This window comes from Mycobacterium sp. 5-140-3-2 (genome assembly GCF_035666375.1).
Classification (GTDB): domain Bacteria; phylum Actinomycetota; class Actinomycetes; order Mycobacteriales; family Mycobacteriaceae; genus Mycobacterium; species Mycobacterium intracellulare.
On record NZ_CP142025.1, the window covers coordinates 861,251 to 879,818 of the forward strand.

18 protein-coding genes are annotated in these 18,568 nt (G+C 69.0%); 11 read left to right on the forward strand and 7 right to left on the reverse strand.

Annotated elements, in window-relative coordinates; all coding sequences use genetic code 11:
- Nucleotides 1–31 precede the first annotated feature (31 nt).
- On the reverse strand, nucleotides 32–490 hold the full coding sequence (locus P6281_RS04410; RefSeq protein WP_009957306.1) for a VOC family protein: 459 nt from the start codon (nucleotides 488–490) through the stop codon (nucleotides 32–34).
- A 134-nt stretch (nucleotides 491–624) separates the two neighbouring features.
- Nucleotides 625–1,746, reverse strand: a complete 1,122-nt coding sequence (locus P6281_RS04415; RefSeq protein ID WP_008253892.1) for a citrate synthase 2 — start codon at nucleotides 1,744–1,746, stop codon at nucleotides 625–627.
- A gap of 117 nt (nucleotides 1,747–1,863) precedes the next feature.
- On the opposite strand from P6281_RS04415, the gene pdxH reads away from it, so the two are divergent.
- From pdxH to P6281_RS04430, 3 genes are all read left to right on the forward strand, one after another.
- Nucleotides 1,864–2,493 (forward strand): pyridoxamine 5'-phosphate oxidase, encoded by a 630-nt coding sequence (pdxH, locus tag P6281_RS04420; protein ID WP_041784806.1) that lies wholly within the window; start codon nucleotides 1,864–1,866, stop codon nucleotides 2,491–2,493.
- Nucleotides 2,494–2,524: 31 nt separating this feature from the next.
- Nucleotides 2,525–3,424 (forward strand): amidohydrolase family protein, encoded by a 900-nt coding sequence (locus tag P6281_RS04425; RefSeq protein WP_014383894.1) that lies wholly within the window; start codon nucleotides 2,525–2,527, stop codon nucleotides 3,422–3,424.
- A 269-nt stretch (nucleotides 3,425–3,693) separates the two neighbouring features.
- Nucleotides 3,694–4,989 carry a citrate synthase gene (locus P6281_RS04430; protein WP_008253896.1) on the forward strand — a complete coding sequence of 432 codons (1,296 nt, stop codon included), beginning with the start codon at nucleotides 3,694–3,696 and terminating at the stop codon, nucleotides 4,987–4,989.
- A 43-nt stretch (nucleotides 4,990–5,032) separates the two neighbouring features.
- Here P6281_RS04430 and P6281_RS04435 read toward each other — a convergent pair whose 3' ends face one another.
- The 5 genes from P6281_RS04435 to P6281_RS04455 are packed head-to-tail and all read right to left on the reverse strand — an operon-like array spanning nucleotide 5,033 to nucleotide 10,544.
- Entirely contained in the window at nucleotides 5,033–6,604 is a 1,572-nt protein-coding gene (locus P6281_RS04435; protein WP_008253897.1) for a phytoene desaturase family protein, read from the reverse strand.
- A 26-nt stretch (nucleotides 6,605–6,630) separates the two neighbouring features.
- Complete coding sequence (locus tag P6281_RS04440; RefSeq protein WP_008253898.1) at nucleotides 6,631–6,894, reverse strand: DUF2630 family protein; 264 nt, start codon at nucleotides 6,892–6,894, stop codon at nucleotides 6,631–6,633.
- 53 nt (nucleotides 6,895–6,947) lie between these two features.
- Nucleotides 6,948–8,285, reverse strand: coding sequence for a sensor histidine kinase (locus P6281_RS04445; RefSeq protein ID WP_008253899.1), 1,338 nt, complete (start codon nucleotides 8,283–8,285; stop codon nucleotides 6,948–6,950).
- Between the two features lie 15 nt (nucleotides 8,286–8,300).
- Complete coding sequence (gene prrA / locus P6281_RS04450; protein ID WP_008253900.1) at nucleotides 8,301–9,011, reverse strand: two-component system response regulator PrrA; 711 nt, start codon at nucleotides 9,009–9,011, stop codon at nucleotides 8,301–8,303.
- A 51-nt stretch (nucleotides 9,012–9,062) separates the two neighbouring features.
- Nucleotides 9,063–10,544, reverse strand: coding sequence for an acetyl-coenzyme A carboxylase carboxyl transferase subunits beta/alpha (locus tag P6281_RS04455; RefSeq protein WP_014381857.1), 1,482 nt, complete (start codon nucleotides 10,542–10,544; stop codon nucleotides 9,063–9,065).
- Between the two features lie 27 nt (nucleotides 10,545–10,571).
- On the opposite strand from P6281_RS04455, the gene P6281_RS04460 reads away from it, so the two are divergent.
- The 8 genes from P6281_RS04460 (at nucleotide 10,572) to P6281_RS04495 (ending at nucleotide 18,565) form a co-directional block, all read left to right on the forward strand.
- Nucleotides 10,572–11,303, forward strand: a complete 732-nt coding sequence (locus tag P6281_RS04460; protein WP_014381858.1) for an enoyl-CoA hydratase — start codon at nucleotides 10,572–10,574, stop codon at nucleotides 11,301–11,303.
- A 6-nt stretch (nucleotides 11,304–11,309) separates the two neighbouring features.
- Nucleotides 11,310–12,419, forward strand: coding sequence for an MBL fold metallo-hydrolase (locus tag P6281_RS04465; protein WP_324738627.1), 1,110 nt, complete (start codon nucleotides 11,310–11,312; stop codon nucleotides 12,417–12,419).
- Nucleotides 12,420–12,515: 96 nt separating this feature from the next.
- The gene (locus P6281_RS04470) at nucleotides 12,516–14,099 is read left to right on the forward strand and encodes a serine hydrolase (RefSeq protein WP_297847624.1); all 1,584 of its coding nucleotides are present in this window, start codon (nucleotides 12,516–12,518) and stop codon (nucleotides 14,097–14,099) included.
- Nucleotides 14,096–16,483, forward strand: coding sequence for a cation-translocating P-type ATPase (locus P6281_RS04475; protein WP_014383899.1), 2,388 nt, complete (start codon nucleotides 14,096–14,098; stop codon nucleotides 16,481–16,483). The genes P6281_RS04470 and P6281_RS04475 overlap by 4 nt, the downstream gene beginning before the upstream one ends.
- Nucleotides 16,484–16,548: 65 nt before the next feature.
- Entirely contained in the window at nucleotides 16,549–16,737 is a 189-nt protein-coding gene (locus P6281_RS04480) for an antitoxin (protein WP_008253910.1), read from the forward strand.
- A 3-nt stretch (nucleotides 16,738–16,740) separates the two neighbouring features.
- Complete coding sequence (locus tag P6281_RS04485; RefSeq protein ID WP_008253911.1) at nucleotides 16,741–17,202, forward strand: type II toxin-antitoxin system Rv0910 family toxin; 462 nt, start codon at nucleotides 16,741–16,743, stop codon at nucleotides 17,200–17,202.
- Nucleotides 17,203–17,286: 84 nt separating this feature from the next.
- Complete coding sequence (locus P6281_RS04490) at nucleotides 17,287–18,057, forward strand: VOC family protein (protein ID WP_008253913.1); 771 nt, start codon at nucleotides 17,287–17,289, stop codon at nucleotides 18,055–18,057.
- A 73-nt stretch (nucleotides 18,058–18,130) separates the two neighbouring features.
- Nucleotides 18,131–18,565, forward strand: coding sequence for a hypothetical protein (locus tag P6281_RS04495; RefSeq protein ID WP_008253914.1), 435 nt, complete (start codon nucleotides 18,131–18,133; stop codon nucleotides 18,563–18,565).
- Nucleotides 18,566–18,568: the final 3 nt, after the last annotated feature.

Sequence of the window (18,568 nt, forward strand, 5' to 3'; positions counted from 1 at the left end):
CGCCCGGCCGCGGCCGCGCTTGCGATCGCCGCTAGCCGGCGCCCTGCCCGGACATCGCCGCGGTGATCTCTTCCATGCTGACCTCGCGGACCGGCTGCCCCAGCGACCAGTGGTGGCCGAACGGGTCGGCGACCACGCCGTAGCGGTCGCCCCAGAACTGGTCCTCCAACGGGGCCACCACGGTGGCACCGGCGTCCAGCGCCCGCTGGAAGCTGGCGTCGACGTCGGTGACGGTGAGGTGGATCGTCACCGGGGTGCCTCCCAGCGAGGTCGGTGTCATCGACTTGCCGCCACACACCTCCGGGAAGTCGTCGTTGAGCATCACCGTGAAGCCGTTGATGCGCAGCGCGGCGTGCACCAGTTTGCCGTCCGGGCGCGGCACGCGCCCGATCTCCTCGGCCCCAAAAGCGTTGACGTAGAAGTCGATTGCCGCGGCGGCATCGTCGACCACGAGGTGGGGGGACAGTGCGGGTTCGATGTTGATCGCCATCCTGATTCTCCTTGCTGTCGGTTCCGTCGCCTGCCCACCGCGGACAGGCTCACGACGTATGACTGCGTCGGCGACGCAAAGTCATCGCGCGACAGCAACCATTAGATCGCCGGGCACCGACAACCAGGAAGGCCTCAGGCGTTGGTGAGGCTGCGGTCCCAACCCTCGACGGATTCCGGGCTGCGCGGGGCGGGGCCCACGTAGATGGCGGACGGCCGGACCAGCTTGCCCAGCCGCTTCTGCTCGAGGATGTGGGCGCACCACCCGGCGGTGCGTCCGCAGGTGAACATCGCCGGCATCATGTTGGCCGGCACCCGGGCGAAGTCCAGGATGACCGCGGCCCAGAACTCGACGTTGGTCTCGATGGCCCGGTCCGGGCGCCGCTCCCGCAGCTCGGCCAGCGCGGCCTGCTCCAGCGCCACGGCAACCTCGTGGCGCGGTGCGCCCAGCCGCTCGGCGGTGGCGCGCAGCACCCGCGCCCGCGGATCCTCGGCGCGGTACACCCGGTGCCCGAATCCCATCAGCTTGTCGCCGCTGTCCAAGATCTTCTTCACCAGGCCGCGCGCGTCGCCGGTGCGCTCGACCTCTTCGATCATCGGCAGCACCCGCGCCGGCGCGCCCCCGTGCAGGGGACCGCTCATCGCGCCGATCGCCCCGGACAGCGCCGCCGCCACGTCGGCGCCGGTGGAGGCGATCACGCGCGCGGTGAACGTCGAGGCGTTCATCCCGTGCTCGGCGGCCGAAACCCAGTAGGCGTCAATCGCTTCGACGTGGCGCGGGTCCGGCTCGCCCTGCCAGCGCGTCATGAAACGGGCAGTGACCGTTTCGCATTCGTCGATCACCCGCTGGGGCACCGCGGGCTGATAGATGCCGCGCGCGGACTGGGCAACGTAGGACAGCGCCATGACGGACGCCCGGGCCAGCTGGTTGCGGGCGGTGGCGTCATCGGTGTCCAGCAGCGGCTTGTACCCCCAGATCGGGGCGAGCATCGCCAGGCCGGCCTGCACGTCGACGCGCACGTCGCCGGTGTGGATGGGCAGCGGGAACGGCTCGGCGGGCGGCAGCCCGTGGCCGAACTTTCCGTCGACCAGCAACGCCCACACGTCGCCGAAAGTGACCTGCTGACCCACCAGGTCTTCGATATCGACACCGCGGTAGCGCAGCGCGCCGCCGTCTTTATCCGGCTCGGCGATTTCGGTGGTGAAGGCGACCACGCCTTCGAGGCCGGGGACAAAGTCTTCGGGGACCACAGTCATGCCGAAAATTCTCGCACCCCCCGCTCGGGCCGACGCTACCGGCCGGTAGCAAGCGCCGGTAGCGTTGACGCGATGGCACGACGGGACCCCGAGCCAGGAAAAGAGCACCTGCAAAGAATGCGTGTGGAATACGGATCGGCGGAGAAGGACGGCAGTCCCGATCTCGACGCGGACTGGCTCGGCGATGGTTGGGTTTCGTTGTTGCGCAAATGGATCGACGACGCCGAGCGATCGGGTGTCGCCGAGCCCAACGCGATGGTGCTGGCCACCGTCACCGCCGACGGGCGGCCGGCGAGCCGATCGGTGCTGTGCAAGGGCGTCGACGAGACCGGGATCACCTTTTTCACCAACTATGACTCGGCCAAGGGCGGCGATCTGGCCGCGACGCCGTACGCCGCGGTCACGTTTCCCTGGTACCAGCTCGGCCGCCAGGTCCACGTCCGCGGCCCGGTGAGCAAGGTCACTGCGGAGGCGACCCAGGAGTACTGGTCGAAACGACCGCGCGGATCACAGCTGGGCGCCTGGGCCTCGCATCAGTCGCAACCGATCGCGTCGCGGGCGGCCCTGCTGGGCCAGCTGGAGGAGGTGACCGCGCGCTTCGCCGACCGCGAGCAGGTTCCGGTGCCGCCGGGCTGGGGCGGCTATCTCATCGCGCCCGAGGTGGTCGAGTTCTGGCAGGGACGGGAAAACCGGTTGCATAACCGCATCCGGGTCAGCGGCGGTCGCATCGAGCGCCTCCAGCCGTAGCGTGCCCGCGCGGCGGCTAACTTGGCTGGCGATGGACGAAACGGAGTCGGTACGTCGGATCTGGACGGCGCTCGGGCTGCCCGGCATCGTCGACGTGCACACGCACTTCATGCCCAAATCCGTGATGGACAAGGTGTGGCGGTACTTCGATGACGCCGGCCCGCTGGTGGGACGGCATTGGCCGATCGCCTACCGCAGCGACGAACAACAGCGACTGCGAACCCTCCGCGGCTTTGGGGTCCGGGCGTTCACGGCGCTGATCTATCCGCACAAGCCGCACATGGCGGCCTGGTTGAACCAGTGGGGCCGATCGTTCGCGGCGACGACGCCCGACTGCCTGCACACCGCGACGCTGTACCCCGAACCCGGCGTCGAGGACTACGTCGGTCAGGCCATCGCGTCCGGCGCCCGCGTATTCAAGGCCCACATTCAGGTCGGCCGCTACAGCCCCACCGACCCGTTGCTCGACGGCGCCTGGGGCGTCATCGAAGACGCCGCGATCCCCGTGATCATCCACTGCGGCTCGGGTCCCGTCCCCGGCGAACACACCGGCGTCGGGCCCGTCGCGGCACTGCTCGCGCGCCATCCGCACCTGCGGTTGATCATCGCCCACCTGGGCATGCCCGAGTACACGGATTTCCTCGACCTGGCCGAGCGCTACGACGACGTGCGGCTCGACACCACGATGGCGTTCACCCCGTTCGTCGAGGAGGCCATGCCCTTCCCGCCCGCCGAGTACGGACGCCTCCGTGATCTCGCCGACCGCATACTTTTCGGGAGCGACTTTCCCAACATCCCGTACGGCTACGTCGACGCGGTCGAGGTCCTCACCCGGCTGCCCGGCATCGACGATGTGTGGCTGCGAAAGGTGTTACACGACAACGCCGCTCACGCCTTCGGGTTGGCCGGGCCGATGTCCACGGCGGGGTGATGGGCGCCGCTTTCCGGGACAATGGCGGTGCGCCGTACCTGTTGTGGCCCGCGCCACGGCAGATCCGCGCGGCACGCGTCGCCGACCGCCGGGCGCGCAGCGGCGAAAGACACGAGCTGCCGGGATCGTCACCGCGCTACCTGATGAAAGCTTAAGGAAGGTTCCCAGACCCGACCCCGGACGGGCGCCTCGTCGCGATAACGACTACCTTCAGCTGTAAGCACCAAGTCAGGGGCAGCCATATCAGCCGGAAGCACGAAGGGGTTCTCGTGGCCGACACCGACGACACCGCCACTCTGAAGTACCCGGGCGGTGAGACCGACCTGGAGATCGTCAGCGCCACCGAAGGCGCCGACGGCATCGCGCTGGGCTCGCTGTTGTCCAAGACCGGCTACACCACGTTCGACAACGGCTTCGTCAACACCGCGTCGTGCAAGAGCTCCATCACCTACATCGACGGCGACGCCGGAATCCTGCGTTACCGCGGCTACCCGATCGAGCAACTGGCCGAGAAGTCGACCTTCATCGAGGTGAGCTACCTCCTGATCTACGGTGAGCTGCCCAGCAAGGAGCAGCTGGCCGAGTTCACCAAGCGGATTCAGCTGCACACCATGCTGCACGAGGACCTGAAGCGGTTCTTCGACGGATTTCCGCGCAACGCCCACCCGATGCCGGTGCTGTCCAGCGCGGTCAACGCGCTCTCGGCGTACTACCCGGATTCCCTCGACCCGACCGACAACGAGCAGGTCGAGTTGTCCACCATCCGGCTGTTGGCCAAGCTGCCGACCATCGCCGCCTACGCGTACAAGAAGTCGGTCGGTCAGCCGTTCCTCTACCCGGACAACTCGCTGACCCTGGTGGAGAACTTCCTGCGCATGACGTTCGGCCTACCGGCCGAGCCGTACCAGGCGGACCCCGAGATCATCCGGGCGCTGGACATGCTGCTCATCCTGCACGCCGACCACGAACAGAACTGCTCGACGTCGACGGTGCGGCTGGTCGGGTCGTCGCAGGCGAACCTGTTCACCTCCGTTTCCGGTGGGATCAACGCGCTGTGGGGCCCGCTGCACGGCGGCGCCAACCAGGCGGTCCTCGAGATGCTCGAGCAGATTCGCGAAAGCGACGACAACGTCAGTGAATTCGTCCGCAAGGTGAAGAACCGCGAGGCCGGCGTCAAGCTGATGGGCTTCGGCCACCGCGTCTACAAGAACTACGACCCGCGGGCCCGCATCGTCAAGGAGCAGGCGGACAAGATCCTGGCCAAGCTCGGCGGCGACGACGACCTGCTCAGCATCGCCAAGGAGCTCGAAGAGGCGGCGCTGACCGACGACTACTTCGTCGAACGCAAGCTGTACCCCAACGTCGACTTCTACACCGGCCTGATCTACCGCGCCCTCGGGTTCCCGACCCGGATGTTCACCGTGCTGTTCGCGCTGGGCCGGATGCCCGGCTGGATCGCGCACTGGCGTGAGATGCACGACGAGGGCGACAGCAAGATCGGCCGTCCGCGCCAGATCTACACCGGCTACACCGAGCGCGACTACGCGACGATCGACGCGCGCTAGTTTCCTGCCGAGCAGACGCAGAATCGCCTGCGGGCGGCGGGATTTACGCGATTCTCTGCCTGGTCGCGAGGGAGGCGAGCACTGCCATCGCCGCGTTGTGCCCGCCGATGCCCGACACCGCCCCACCGCGGCGAGCGCCCGAGCCGCACAACATGATTCGTTCGTGAGCGGTGGCCACGCCCCACTGCCTCGCCGGGGTGTCCAGCGGATCGTCGTCATCGGCGAACGGCCACGACAGCCCGCCGTGGAAAATGTTGCCGCCGCTCATGCCGAGGGTGCGCTCGAGATCTGATGTGGTCGTCGTCTCGATGCACGGGCGCCCCTGCGCATCGTGCAGCAGCAGTTCTTGAATCGGTTCGGCCAGAACAGCATTCAGCGATCCCAGCACCTTGTCGGTGAGCCGATCGCGCAGCGCGTCCGGGTCGGCGTCGCCGAACAGCGCGTGCGGGGTGTGCAGGCCGAACACCGTCATCGTCTGGGCGCCCGAGCGGCGCTGGTCATCGGACAGGATGCTGGGATCGGTCAGGGAGTGGCAATACGCTTCGCACGGCAGGGGATTCGGCGGTTGCCCCGCGGCCGCCTGGGTATAGGCCGTATCCAGTTGCGTCCAGGTCTCGTTGACGTGGAACGTGCCGGCGAAGGCCTGGTCGGGTGTGACGCCCCGGTCGCGTAGGCGGGGCAGGCGCCGCAGCACCATGTTCACCTTGACCTGCGCGCCGCCGTCCGCCGGTGGCGGTTCGTCGCCGAGCAGCCCGGCCAGCACGGTGGGCGTGACGCCGGCGAGGACGAACCGGGCCCGGACCCGGCGCTCATGGCCGCCGCTGCGATAGCGCACTTCGCCGCTCGGGTCGAGCGCGTAAACCTCTGCGCCGCTGATAATTTCGGCACCGTGGCCGACGGCGGCCGCGGCCAGGGCGGTGGTCAGCGCGCCCATCCCGCCGATCGGGACGTCCCAGTCCCCGGTGCCGCCGCCGAGCACGTGGTACAGGAAGCAGACGTTCTGCGTCAACGACTCATCGTCGAGGCGCGCGAAGGTGCCGATGAGGGCGTCCGTGGCCATCACCCCGCGAACCAGGTCGTTGCCCACCGCGTCGGTGATGGCCTCGCCGACCGGTTCCTCGATCAGGGCTTCCCAGGCGGCCGCCGCGCGGCGGTCGTTGCTTTCCAGTACGTGGCGGCGGGCCTGCTCGCGGCTGCGCAGCGGTTCGAGCAGCGTCGGCCACAGCCGCTCGGTCACCAGCCGGCAGCGCTGGTAGAAGTCCGCGAAGCCCTGGGCGTCGTCGGCCGCGCCGATGGCGGCGAAGGTGTTACCGGGCGCCCCGATCAGCAGCCCGCTGCGGCCGCCGGTGGCGGGGTCGGGCGTGTACGACGAATAGGGACGCCGGGCCAGCCGAATCCCGGCGCCCAGGTCCTCGACGATGCGGCTCGGTAGCAGGCTGACCAGATAGGAGTAGCGCGACAGCCGGACGCCGACCCCGTCGAAGGGTTGCGCCGAGATCGCGGCCCCGCCGGTCTGTTCCAGCCGTTCCAGCAGGCGCACCCGCAGGCCGGCCCGCGCGAGGTAGGCCGCCGCGACGAGGCCGTTGTGCCCGCCCCCGACGACGGCGACGTCCACCGCGTCGTCGGCGTCCGCGTGGCCGCTCAGCTCAGGTAGCCCTCGACCTCGTCGGGCGGCCGCACCTCCGCCTCGCGCGGGTCGCCGCCGCTCTCGCGGAGCGCCCGGCGCTGCCGCAGCAGATCCCAGCACTGGTCGAGTTCGATCTCCATGCGCCGAAGGCGGTCATGTTCCTCCGACGTGTCGATGTCACCGCGCTGCAGTTGGGCCCGCAGCGCTTTTTCTTCGGCGACCAGTTCGCGGATGTGTGCCAGGGTGTCGTTGTCGGTGGGTTTGCTGCCGTTGGCCATCGCTCCAGTCTGCCCGACTCGGGAGGGGGCGGATAGCCGCCGACGGCCCGCGGCTAACTGGGTCCGGGTAGTCGCAGCACCAGCCGCGCACCGCCCAGCGGGCTGCTTTCCAGCTCGGCAGTCCCGCCGTGCAGCTCGGCCTGCTGGGCTACCAAGGCCAATCCCAGGCCCGACCCGGAATGCGAGGCCGTCGATCCGCGGGAGAACCGCGCGAACACCACCTGGCGCTCGTCCTCCGGGACGCCGCGCCCGTTGTCGTCGATGGCGATCTCCACGCCGGCGCGGGAGCTGACCGCCGACAGCTCGACGCGGGTGGCGCCGCCATGCTTGACGGCATTGGCGATCGCGTTGTCGACCGCGAGGCGCAACCCGGCCGGCAGCCCGACGATGATGCAGGTGGGCGAGGGCACCAGTGAGACGTCGACCCCGGGGTAGACGCGGGTGGCGTCGTGGGCGGCGCGGTCGAGCAGCTCGGTGATGTCGACCGGCACGTGATCGTCGGACGTCGACAGCTCGCCCTGGGCCAGGCGCTCGAGGGCGGTCAGCGTGGCCTCGATGCGCGACTGCGTGCGGATGACGTCGCCCAGCACCTCTTTGCGTTGTTCGTCCGGCATGTCCAGGGTGGAGAGCACTTCGAGGTTGGTGCGCATCGCGGTCAGGGGGGTGCGCAGCTCGTGCGAGGACACGGCGGCGAAGTCGCGCGCAGACGCGAGCGCATCCTTGGTCCGGTCCTGCTCGGTCCAGATGCGCTGCAGCATGCCCCGCATGGCCTCGGCGATCTCGACCGCCTCGGTGGCACCGCGCACCGCCACTTGCGGCCGTTCGTCGGCGTCGATCGAACGGGCTTGCTGGGCCAGGCGTTTGAACGGCCGCACCGCGAAAGCCGCCAGGAGCCAAGCGAACACCGCCGCCGCGCCGATCGACAGCGCACAGATCAGGATCACCCGGCGATGCAGGTTGTTGGTCTGGGCGATCGTGTCGTAGTACGTCGCGCCCACTGCCACCGTCGCCGGCTGCGGCGTGGCGACCTCCAAGGTTCGGACGCGATAGCGCACCCCGTTGATGTAGGTGTCTGCATACCCCACCTCCAGCGGCGGCAGTGTGACGTCCGAGTTGGACTTGACCTGGCCGTCGCGCCGGACGGTGATCACGGTGTCCTGGTCGTGGGGTGCGCGCGGGATGTCGTCGAGGCCCCGGGGCAGGAAGGGGATGGCGAAACCGGCCGCCTCGTCCAGGCGGCGGTCCAGCCGCTCCTTCCAGGCGCTGGTGATGCCGAACCACACGACCGCCCCCGCGATCACCACCACGATCGCGGTGCCGATCGCCGTCGCGACCGCGACCCGGGCCCGTAGCGACGGCGTACGGGTCAGGATCCGGGACAGGAAGTTCATGGCCGCTCGACCGGGTTACTGCATGCGCAGCACGAATCCCACTCCGCGCACGGTGTGCAGCAGCCGGGGCCCGCCGTGGGCCTCGAGCTTGCGGCGCAGGTATCCGATGAAGACGTCGACGACGTTGGTGTCGGCGGCAAAGTCATAGCCCCATACCAGCTCGAGTAGCTGCGCACGGGACAGGACCGCGGTCTTGTGTTCGGCCAGCACCGCCAGCAGGTCGAATTCCCGCTTGGTCAGGTCGACGTCGACGCCGTTGACGCGAGCCCGCCGGCCGGGGATGTCGACTTCCAGCGGTCCCACCGTGATGGTCTCCGACGAGGAGGTGGCGGTGGCGCCGCGGCGGCGCAGCAGCGCTTTGACCCGCGCGACCAGCTCGGCCAGCACGAACGGTTTGACCAGGTAATCGTCGGCGCCGGCCTCCAGGCCCGCCACCCGGTCGTCGACCGAGCTGCGGGCGGAGAGCACGCAGACCGGGACGTCGTTGTCCATGGCGCGCAGCGCGGTGACGACGCTGACCCCGTCCAGCACCGGCATGTTGATGTCGAGCACGATCGCGTCCGGCCGCGTTTCGGTGGCGCTGCGCAACGCCTCGGCGCCGTCGACCGCGGTCGACACCTCGAACCCGGACAGGCGCAGGCCACGTTCCAGCGACGCGAGCACATCGGAGTCGTCGTCGACGACCAAGACCCGAGGTGAGCTAGCTCCTGTGTCCATGCCGCCCATCTTGCCTGATTGCCGCCTATGGATGCGGGAGGCACCACCGTCGCGAGCGTTTCAGGGCAGACCGATGTTGCGGTAGCGCTGCAGCCGGGCGGCCAGCCGCTCGGAGGCGGGTATCCCGCGCAACGCCTGCACCTCGGCGGCGATGGCGCGTGAGAGTCGCCGCGAGAACTCGACGGGCTCGTCGGCGGCATCGGGATGTTCCGCGACGACGACGTCGACGATCCCGGACGCCAACAGGTCGGTCGACCGGATGCCTTGTGCGGCGGCAAGTTCGGCGGCGTGATCGGTGTCGCGGAAGACGATCGCGCTCGCGCCTTCCGGCGGTAGCGGCGCCAGCCAGCCGTGCAGCGCGGCCAACACCCGATCGGCCGGCACCATCGCCAGCGCCGGCCCGCCGCTGCCCTGGCCCAGCAGCACGGAGACCGTCGGGGTGTCCAGGGTCACCAGCTCGGCCAGGCACTGGGCGATCTGCCCGGCGAGCCCGCCCTGTTCGGCGTCGGCCGACAGCGCCGGTCCCGCCGTGTCGATCACCAGCACCAGCGGCAGGCGCAACTCGGCGGCCAGCGCCATGCCGCGCCGGACCTCGCGCAACGACGCGGGGCCCACGGTGCTCGCCCGGCCGCCCGCTATCCGCCGCTGGCCGAGCACCACCACCGGCTGACCGGCGAATCGGGCCAGCGCCAGCAGCGTCGTCGCCGCCTCTCCCCGGCCGGTCCCCGACAACAGCACCTGGTCGGTTGCGCCGTGCCGCAACAGAAGTCCGACGCCCGGCCGGTCCGGACGCCGCGATGCCACCACCGAATCCCACGCCGCGACGTCGGGTGTCGGTTCGGGTGGTGGCGGCGTGGGCAGCGGCCCGGGCGGGTCGGCGATGACGGTCATCGCTCGGTCCAGCGTCGGGCGCAGCTCGTCGAGCGGGATGACGTCGTCGATCACGCCGTGCCGCTGCAGGTTCTCCGCGGTCTGCACGCCCTCGGGGAACGGTTCGCCGTAGAGCAGCTGGTACACGCGAGGTCCGAGGAAGCCGATCAACGCGCCCGGTTCGGCGAGCGTGACGTGGCCCAGCGAGCCCCACGACGCGAAGACCCCACCGGTGGTCGGATTGCGCAGATAGACCAGGTAGGGCAGGTGAGCCCGGGTGTGCAGCCGGACGGCCGCGGCGATCTTCACCATCTGCAGGAACGCGACCGTGCCCTCTTGCATGCGGGTGCCGCCGGAGCTCGGCGAGGCCAGTAGCGGCAGCCCCTCGGCGGTCGCCCGCTGCACCGCCGCGGTGATCCGTTCGGCGGCGGCCACCCCGATCGAGCCACCCAGAAAGCCGAATTCGCAGACCACCACCGCGACCCGGCGCCCGAAGATGCGCCCTTCGCCGGTCAGCACGGATTCGTCCAGGCCCGTCGCGGCGCGGGCATTGGCCAGCTCTCGCGCATAGGCGGCGCTGGCCGGCACGGCGAGCGGCTCGCTGTCCCAGCGGATGAAGGAATTCTCGTCCAGGACCGCGTCGCGTAGTTGACCAGCCGTGATACGACTCACGTGACGAGGCTATATAGGGTGGCTGCCATGATCGGTGTCAGCCAGGCCGAAGCGGTTTTGACCATCGAGTTGCAGCGCCCCGAGCGCCGCAACGCCTTGAACTCCCAGCTCGTCGAGGAGCTGCGCGAGGCCGTGCTGAAGGCGGGCGACGGCTCCACCCGGGCGATCGTGCTGACCGGGCAGGGCACGGTGTTTTGCGCCGGCGCGGACCTGAGCGGTGACGCATTCGCCGCCGACTATCCCGACCGCCTCATCGAGCTGCACAGGGTCTTGGACGCCACCCTCATCCCGGTGATCGGCGCCATCAACGGCCCCGCCATCGGCGCGGGCCTGCAGCTGGCCATGCAATGCGATCTCCGGGTCGTCGCGCCGGACGCCTTCTTCCAATTCCCCACATCGAAATACGGTCTGGCCCTTGACAACTGGAGCATCCGGCGCCTGGCTTCACTGGTCGGTCACGGCCGGGCCCGCGCGATGCTGCTGGCCGCCGAAAAGCTGACGGCCGACGTGGCCCTGCAGACCGGGATGGCCAACCGCATCGGGACGCTGTCCGACGCCCAGGCCTGGGCCGCCGAGATCGCCGGCCTGGCCCCGTTGGCGATCCAGCACGCCAAGCGGGTGCTCAACGACGACGGCGCCATCGAGGAGGCCGACCCGGTGCACAAGGAGCTTTTCGACAAGGCGTGGGGCAGCCAGGACGTCATCGAGGCCCAGGTCGCGCGTATCGAGAAGCGGCCACCGAAGTTCCAGGGGGCCTGACGAGCCATGCGGGGGACGCTACGGCTGATCGCCGGCACGGCGTCGCTGGCGGGCGGGGGTTGGCTGCTGCGCGCGCTGCACGGCGCGCCGGACGCCCTCGGCGCCCACCCCGCATCGATCGCCGCGGCGACCGCGGGGTCCCCGAACTGTCGCGACGGCGTCTTCGTCAACCTCGAGCCCGCCTCGGAAACCAAGATGGACCGCGAGCAACTGCGGCTCATCGCGTGGGAGCTGGTGGGCAACCGGGGTGGAAGCCGGCCGCGCGGGCCGATCCCGCTGACGGCCCCCGGGGTCTTCCGCGCGGATCCGAGCGGGCTGGCCGTCAGCTGGTTCGGCCACTCCACGGCGCTGGTGGAAATCGACGGCTACCGGGTGCTCACCGATCCGGTGTGGAGCGACCGGTGTTCACCGTCGGACATCGTCGGGCCGCAGCGGCTCCATCCGCCGCCGATTCAACTCGAAGGGCTGCCCGCCGTCGACGCGGTGGTGATCAGCCACGACCACTACGACCATCTCGACCTCGACACGATCATGGCGTTGGCCCGCACTCAGCGGTCGCCGTTCGTCGTCCCGCTCGGCGTCGGCGCCCACCTGCGCAAGTGGGGCATCCCCGGGCACCGCATCGTCGAGCTCGATTGGCACCAGAGCGCAAAGGTCGACGAGCTCACGGTCGTTTGTGTACCGGCGCGGCACTTCTCGGGACGCTTTTTCGGGCGCAACAACACGCTCTGGGCATCCTGGGTCTTTCGTGGGCCGACCCATCGCGCGTACTTCGGCGGCGACACCGGCTACACCAAGAGCTTCGCGCAGATCGGCGCCGACCACGGGCCGTTCGACCTGACCCTGCTGCCCATCGGGGCCTACAACACGGCGTGGCCCGACGTGCACATGAACCCCGAGGAGGCGGTGCGGGCGCATCTGGACGTCACCGACGGGGGACTGCTGGTGCCGGTCCACTGGGGCACTTTCCGGTTGGCGCCGCACCCGTGGGCCGAACCGGTCGAGCGGCTGCTCGCCGCAGCGGAGCCCGAGCGGGTGAACGTGGCGGTGCCCGCGCCCGGTCAGCGCATTGATCTCGCGGCCCCGGTGAAATCGAACCCGTGGTGGCAGCTCTGATTCCTGCGGCGCGCATCGTCACCGGGCGGGGCTCGATTGCCCGCCTCCTCCTCGCGCCGCCTGCGGCGCGCATCGTCACCGGGCTAAGGTCGCGCCATGACCAAACGCGCGGCCGCGGCCGCTGTCACGGCGGCGCTGCTCGGGTTGACGGGATGCGGCTCGGCGCAGCCGACAGCCGCGCCGCCGTCCGCACTGTCTGACGTTCCGCCCAACCAGGTGTCCGGTGTGGCGATTCCCGCCGGCCGCGTCGACGACGCCGTCGCCAAGGTCGACGGCCTGGTCGGCGACCTGATGAAAAGCACCGGTGTCCCGGGAATGGCGGTAGCCATTGTCCACGGCGGGAAAGTGTTGTACGCCAAGGGCTTCGGCGTCAGGGACGCGAGCAAGGGGCAGGGGCGAGACAACAGGGTGGACGCCGACACGGTCTTCCAGTTGGCCTCGGTGTCCAAATCGGTCGGCGCGACGGTGATCGCGCACGAGGTCAGCGACAACGTCGTCGCGTGGGATACGCCCGTGCGCTCGAAGCTGCCGTGGTTCACGCTGAGCGATCCCTATGTCACCGGCCACGTGACCGTCGCCGACGTGTATTCGCACCGCTCCGGGCTGCCCGACCACGCCGGCGACAAGCTCGAAGACCTGGGCTATGACCGTCGTCAAACCCTCGAGCGGCTCAAGTACCTTCCGCTGGATCCCTTCCGGATCAGCTACGCCTACACCAACTATGGGGTCACCGCCGGCGCGGAGGCGGTGGCGGCCGCGGCGGGCAGATCATGGGAGGACCTGTCCGACGAGGTGCTCTACCGCCCCCTGGGAATGACGTCGACGAGTTCGCGCTTCGCCGACTTCATCGCCCGGCCCAACCGTGCGGTCAACCACATCAAGGTCGCCGACAAGTGGGAGGCCCGCTTCCAGCGTGACCCCGATCCCCAGTCACCCGCGGGCGGCGTGAGTTCCTCGGTGAACGACATGGCGCGCTGGCTGATGATGGTGCTGGGCAACGGAACGTACAACGGCCGGCGGATCGCCTCGCCGGAAGCCCTGCTGCCCGCCACCAGCCCGCAGATGGTGTCGGCGCCCGCGACGAACCCCAAGGCGCGCACGGGATTCTACGGATACGGCTTCAACGCGTCGGTCGACTCCTCGGGCCGCACCGAGTACAGCCATTCCGGCGCTTTCGATTTGGGGGCGGCGACGAACTTCGTGGCGATGCCGTCGGAGGACTTGGGCATCATCGCGCTGACCAACGGTGCGCCCTACGGCATCCCGGAAACGCTGACCGCCGAATTCATGGACCTCGTCCAGTACGGCCAGATCCGCGAGGATTGGGGCCCCTTGTACAAGAAGGCGATCGGCTGGCTGAACGATCCGGTGGGCTCGCTGGTCGGCAAGCAACCCCCCGCCAACGCCGCCCCGGCCAAGCCGCTCGGCGACTACACCGGCGTCTACGCCAGCGACTACTGGGGCCCGGCCATCGTGACCGAACACGACGGCGCCCTGCAATTGGCGATGGGCCCGAAAAACCGGACGGTCACCCTCACCCACTGGGACGGCGACACCTTCGCGTTCCCATTGACCGACGAAAACGCACCGCCCGGAACGATTTCCAAAGCTGTGTTCTCCGGCAACACCCTCAACCTGGAGTACTACGACTCGGAGAAGCTGGGGACCTTCGCCCGATGAGCCTATCGCTGATCCACGGCCTGACCGATGCCGAGGTGGCCCAGCGCGTTGCCGACGGCCAGAGCAACGCGGTACGGAAACGCGCGACGCGCAGCATCACCGATATCGTCCGGGCCAACGTGTTCACCCGGATCAACGCGATCCTGGGGGTGTTGCTGCTGATCGTGCTGTCGACGGGTTCGCTGATCAACGGGATGTTCGGCCTGCTGATCATCGCCAACAGCGTCGTCGGCATGGTTCAGGAGATCCGGGCCAAGCAGACACTGGACAAGCTCGCGATCGTCGGGCAAGCAAAACCATTGGTGCGCAGGCAATCCGGGACGCGGGCGGTGCCGCCCGAGGAGGTGGTGCTCGACGACATCATCGAGCTGGGGCCCGGTGATCAGGTCGTCGTCGACGGAGAGGTCGTCGAAGAGGCGAACCTGGAAGTCGACGAGTCGCTGCTGACCGGTGAGGCCGACCCGATCTCCAAGGCCGTCGGCGGCGCGGTGATGTCGGGCAGTTTCGTCGTCGCGGGCGCCGGCGCCTACCGGGCCACCAAGGTCGGGCCGGACGCCTACGCGGCCAAGCTCGCCGAGGAGGCCAGCAAGTTCACCCTGGTGAAATCCGAACTGCGCAACGGCATCAACCGCATCCTGCAGTTCATCACCTACCTGTTGGTGCCCGCCGGCCTGCTGACGATCTACACCCAGCTGTTCACCACGCACGCGGGCTGGCGGGAGTCCGTGCTGCGGACGGTGGGCGCGCTGGTGCCGATGGTGCCCGAAGGGCTCGTCCTGCTGACATCGGTCGCGTTCGCTGTCGGGGTGGTCCGGCTCGGTCAGCGCCGCTGCCTGGTGCAGGAGCTTCCCGCCATCGAGGGACTCGCGCGGGTCGACGTGGTCTGCGCGGACAAGACGGGCACCCTGACCGAAAGCGGCATGCGGGTCGCGCGGGTCGACGAGCTCGACGATGCCGAGGATCGGGATCGGATCGCCGACGTGCTGGCCGCGTTGGCCGCCGCCGACCCGCGGCCCAACGGCAGCATGCGGGCGATCGCCGAGACCTATCACGAGCCCCCCGGCTGGACCGCCACGGCGACAGCACCTTTCAAGTCGGCCACCAAATGGAGCGGCGTGTCCTTCGAAGGCCACGGCAACTGGGTGATGGGGGCGCCCGACGTGTTGCTCGAGCCTGCGTCCGCGGCGGCTGGACAGGCGGAGCGGATCGGGGCGCAAGGGCTGCGGGTGCTGCTTGTAGGCGCCGGGGAGGTGGCCGTCGACCACCCGAATGCACCCGGGCATGTCATCCCCGTCGCACTGGTGGTCCTCGAACAGAAGGTCCGCCCGGACGCGCGGGAGACGCTGGATTACTTTGCCGATCAAGGTGTTGTGGTCAAAGTGTTGTCCGGGGACAATGCCGTCTCGGTCGGCGCCGTCGCCGACAAGCTCGGGCTGCACGGCGAGACGATGGATGCGCGCCAACTATCCTCAGACCCGGTGCAATTGGCTGACGCGCTGGACACCCATACCACGTTCGGCCGGGTGCGGCCGGATCAGAAGCGCGCCGTTGTGCACGCCCTGCAATCGCACGGACACACCGTCGCGATGACCGGTGATGGCGTCAACGACGTGCTGGCCCTCAAGGACGCCGATATCGGTGTCGCGATGGGGGCCGGCAGCCCGGCTTCCCGTGCCGTCGCACAGATCGTCCTGCTGGACAACAGGTTTGCCACGCTACCGTACGTGGTCGGCGAGGGCCGACGCGTGATCGGCAACATCGAGCGGGTCGCCAACCTGTTCCTGACCAAGACGGTGTACTCGGTGCTGCTGGCGTTGTTGGTGGGCATCGAATGCCTGTTTTCCAAAGCGTTGAAAGCCGATCCGTTGCTGTATCCGTTCCAGCCGATCCACGTCACCATCGCGGCGTGGTTCACCATCGGAATACCGTCGTTCATCCTGTCCCTGGCGCCCAACATCGAGCGCGCCGAGCCCGGTTTCGTGCGCCGGGTGCTGAGCTCGGCGCTGCCGTCCGGGCTGATCGTCGGCACCGCGACCTTCGCGTCGTACCTGGCCGCCTACCCTGGCCGGCACGCCGGCTTCCAGCAACAGGATCAGGCGTCGACCGCGGCCCTGATCACCTTGCTCATGACGGCCCTGTGGGTGCTCGCGGTGGTCGCACGGCCCTACCAGTGGTGGCGGGTGGCGCTCGTAATCGTCTCGGGCCTGGCGTATGTGGTGATCTTCAGCCTCCCCCTGGCCCGCAAGCAGTTCCTGCTGGATCCGTCCAATGTCACGGTGACCGCGACCGCGCTGGGGATCGGTCTGCTGGGCGTAGCCGCGGTCGAGGCCATGTGGTGGATCCGCGCCAGGATGCTGGGCGTGCAGCCGCGGCTGTGGCGCTGAGCACAGCGAACTCGGCGCCGGCCGGTTTCACCGGGCAAGTACGATGCCGGAAAAAGGGAGGGCACATGGGATTCCTGGACAAGGCCAAGGATCTGTTGTGGCAGAACGCCGACAAGGTCGAGACGGCCATCGACAAGGCAGGCGAGTTCGTCGACGAAAAGACGCAGGGCAAATACTCCGACACCATTCACCAGGTGCAGGAGCAGGCGAAGAAGGCGGCCGGCGCCGCGGACACGGGCGACCAGCAGAACTGAGCCATGGCCAAGCTTTCCGGATCCATCGATGTCCCGCTGCCGCCCGAGGTGGCCTGGCAGCACGCCTCCGACCTGTCCCGGTACAAGGATTGGCTGACCATCCACCGGGTGTGGCGCAGCGCATTGCCCGACGAGATCGAGAAGGGCTCGGTCGTCGAGTCGATTGTCGAGGTCAAGGGCATGCCCAACCGGATCAAATGGACGGTCGTGCGCTACAAGCCACCCGAGGGCATGACGCTCAACGGCGACGGAGTCGGCGGGGTCAAGGTCAAGCTGATGGCCAAGATCCAGCCCAAAGGGGACGGCTCCCTCGTCAGTTTCGACGTGCACCTCGGTGGCCCCGCACTGTTCGGCCCCATCGGCATGATCGTCGCCGCCGCACTGCGCGGCGATATCGACCAGTCGCTGGAGAACTTCGTGACGGTGTTCACCCGGCCCGATCCGAGCAGCAACGGGCATCGCTGATCGCCCGCCGATGAGTTTTCGCCTCGGGCGCGGTCGATAGTGTGAACCCCCTTTCTTCCGGGGACACATCATCAGGAGGTCACCATGCCTATTCGTGACAGCGCCCCGCTGGGCGCCCCATGCTGGATCGATCTGACCACGTCCGACGTCGCCCGCGCCCAGGATTTCTACGGCACGGTCTTCGGCTGGACGTTCGAATCCGCCGGGCCCGAGTACGGCGGATATGTCAACGCAGCCAAGGGCGGCCACCCCGTCGCCGGGATCATGGCCAACCGGGCCGGGGCCGAGGCGCCGGACCGCTGGGTTACCTATTTCCACACCGCCGACATCCAGACCACGCTGGCCGCGGTGACCGGGGCGGGCGGTTCGGTCTGCATGGCGATGGAGGTGCCCGCCAAGGGCCATATGGGCCTGGCGACCGACCCCGCCGGCGCGACGTTCGGTTTGTGGCAGCCGCTGCAGCACCGCGGTTTCGAGATCATCGGAGCGGCCGGCGCCCCCGTCTGGCATCAGCTGACCACCCGCGACTACGGTGCGGCCCTCGACTTCTACCGCGACGTCCTCGGCTGGCGTACCGAATCCGAGTCCGATACCGACGAATTCCGCTACACCACAGCGTGGTTCGGCGACGAGCAATTGCTCGGCGTGATGGACGGCGCCTCGCTGCTACCCGAGGCCGTCCCGTCGAACTGGGTGACCTTCTTCGGCGCCGAGGACGTCGACAAGACCCTGCGAGTGATCGTCGACAACGGCGGCGCTGTGGTGCGCGACGCCGAGGACACCCCGTATGGACGGCTGGCCGCCGCGACCGATCCGACGGGCGCCCCGTTCAACCTGTCATCGCTGCAGGCCTAGCCGACGAGCGCCGCCACGCTAGGACGACGCTCGGTGCCGCGGACCGGCGGCGGAGTCGGTTAACCTCGCTACCATGACTCGCCGACTGCGCCCCGGTTGGCTGGTGGCGTTTTTCGCCGTGGTGGTTTCGGCCAGCGCGTGGCTGCCGTGGCTGAGGACGGCGGTCAACGGCGGGGGCTGGGCCAACGCCATCGGAGGCGCCCACGGCAACTTGGAACTGCCCCCGGGGTTCGGCGCCGGCCAGCTCATCGTGCTGCTGGCCTCGACCCTGCTGGTGGCCGGCGCAATGATGGGCCGAGGATTGTCGGTGAAGCTCGCTTCGGTTGCGGCGCTGCTGATTTCGCTGTTGATCGTGGCGCTGACGGTGTGGTACTACAAGCTCAACGTCAACCCGCCGGTGTCGGCCGAATACGGCCTCTACGTCGGTGCGGGCGGCGCGGTGTGCGCCGCAGCGTGCTCGATCGTGGCGGTGATCTCGGCGTTGGCCTCGGGACGGCCGCGGCGCTGAGCC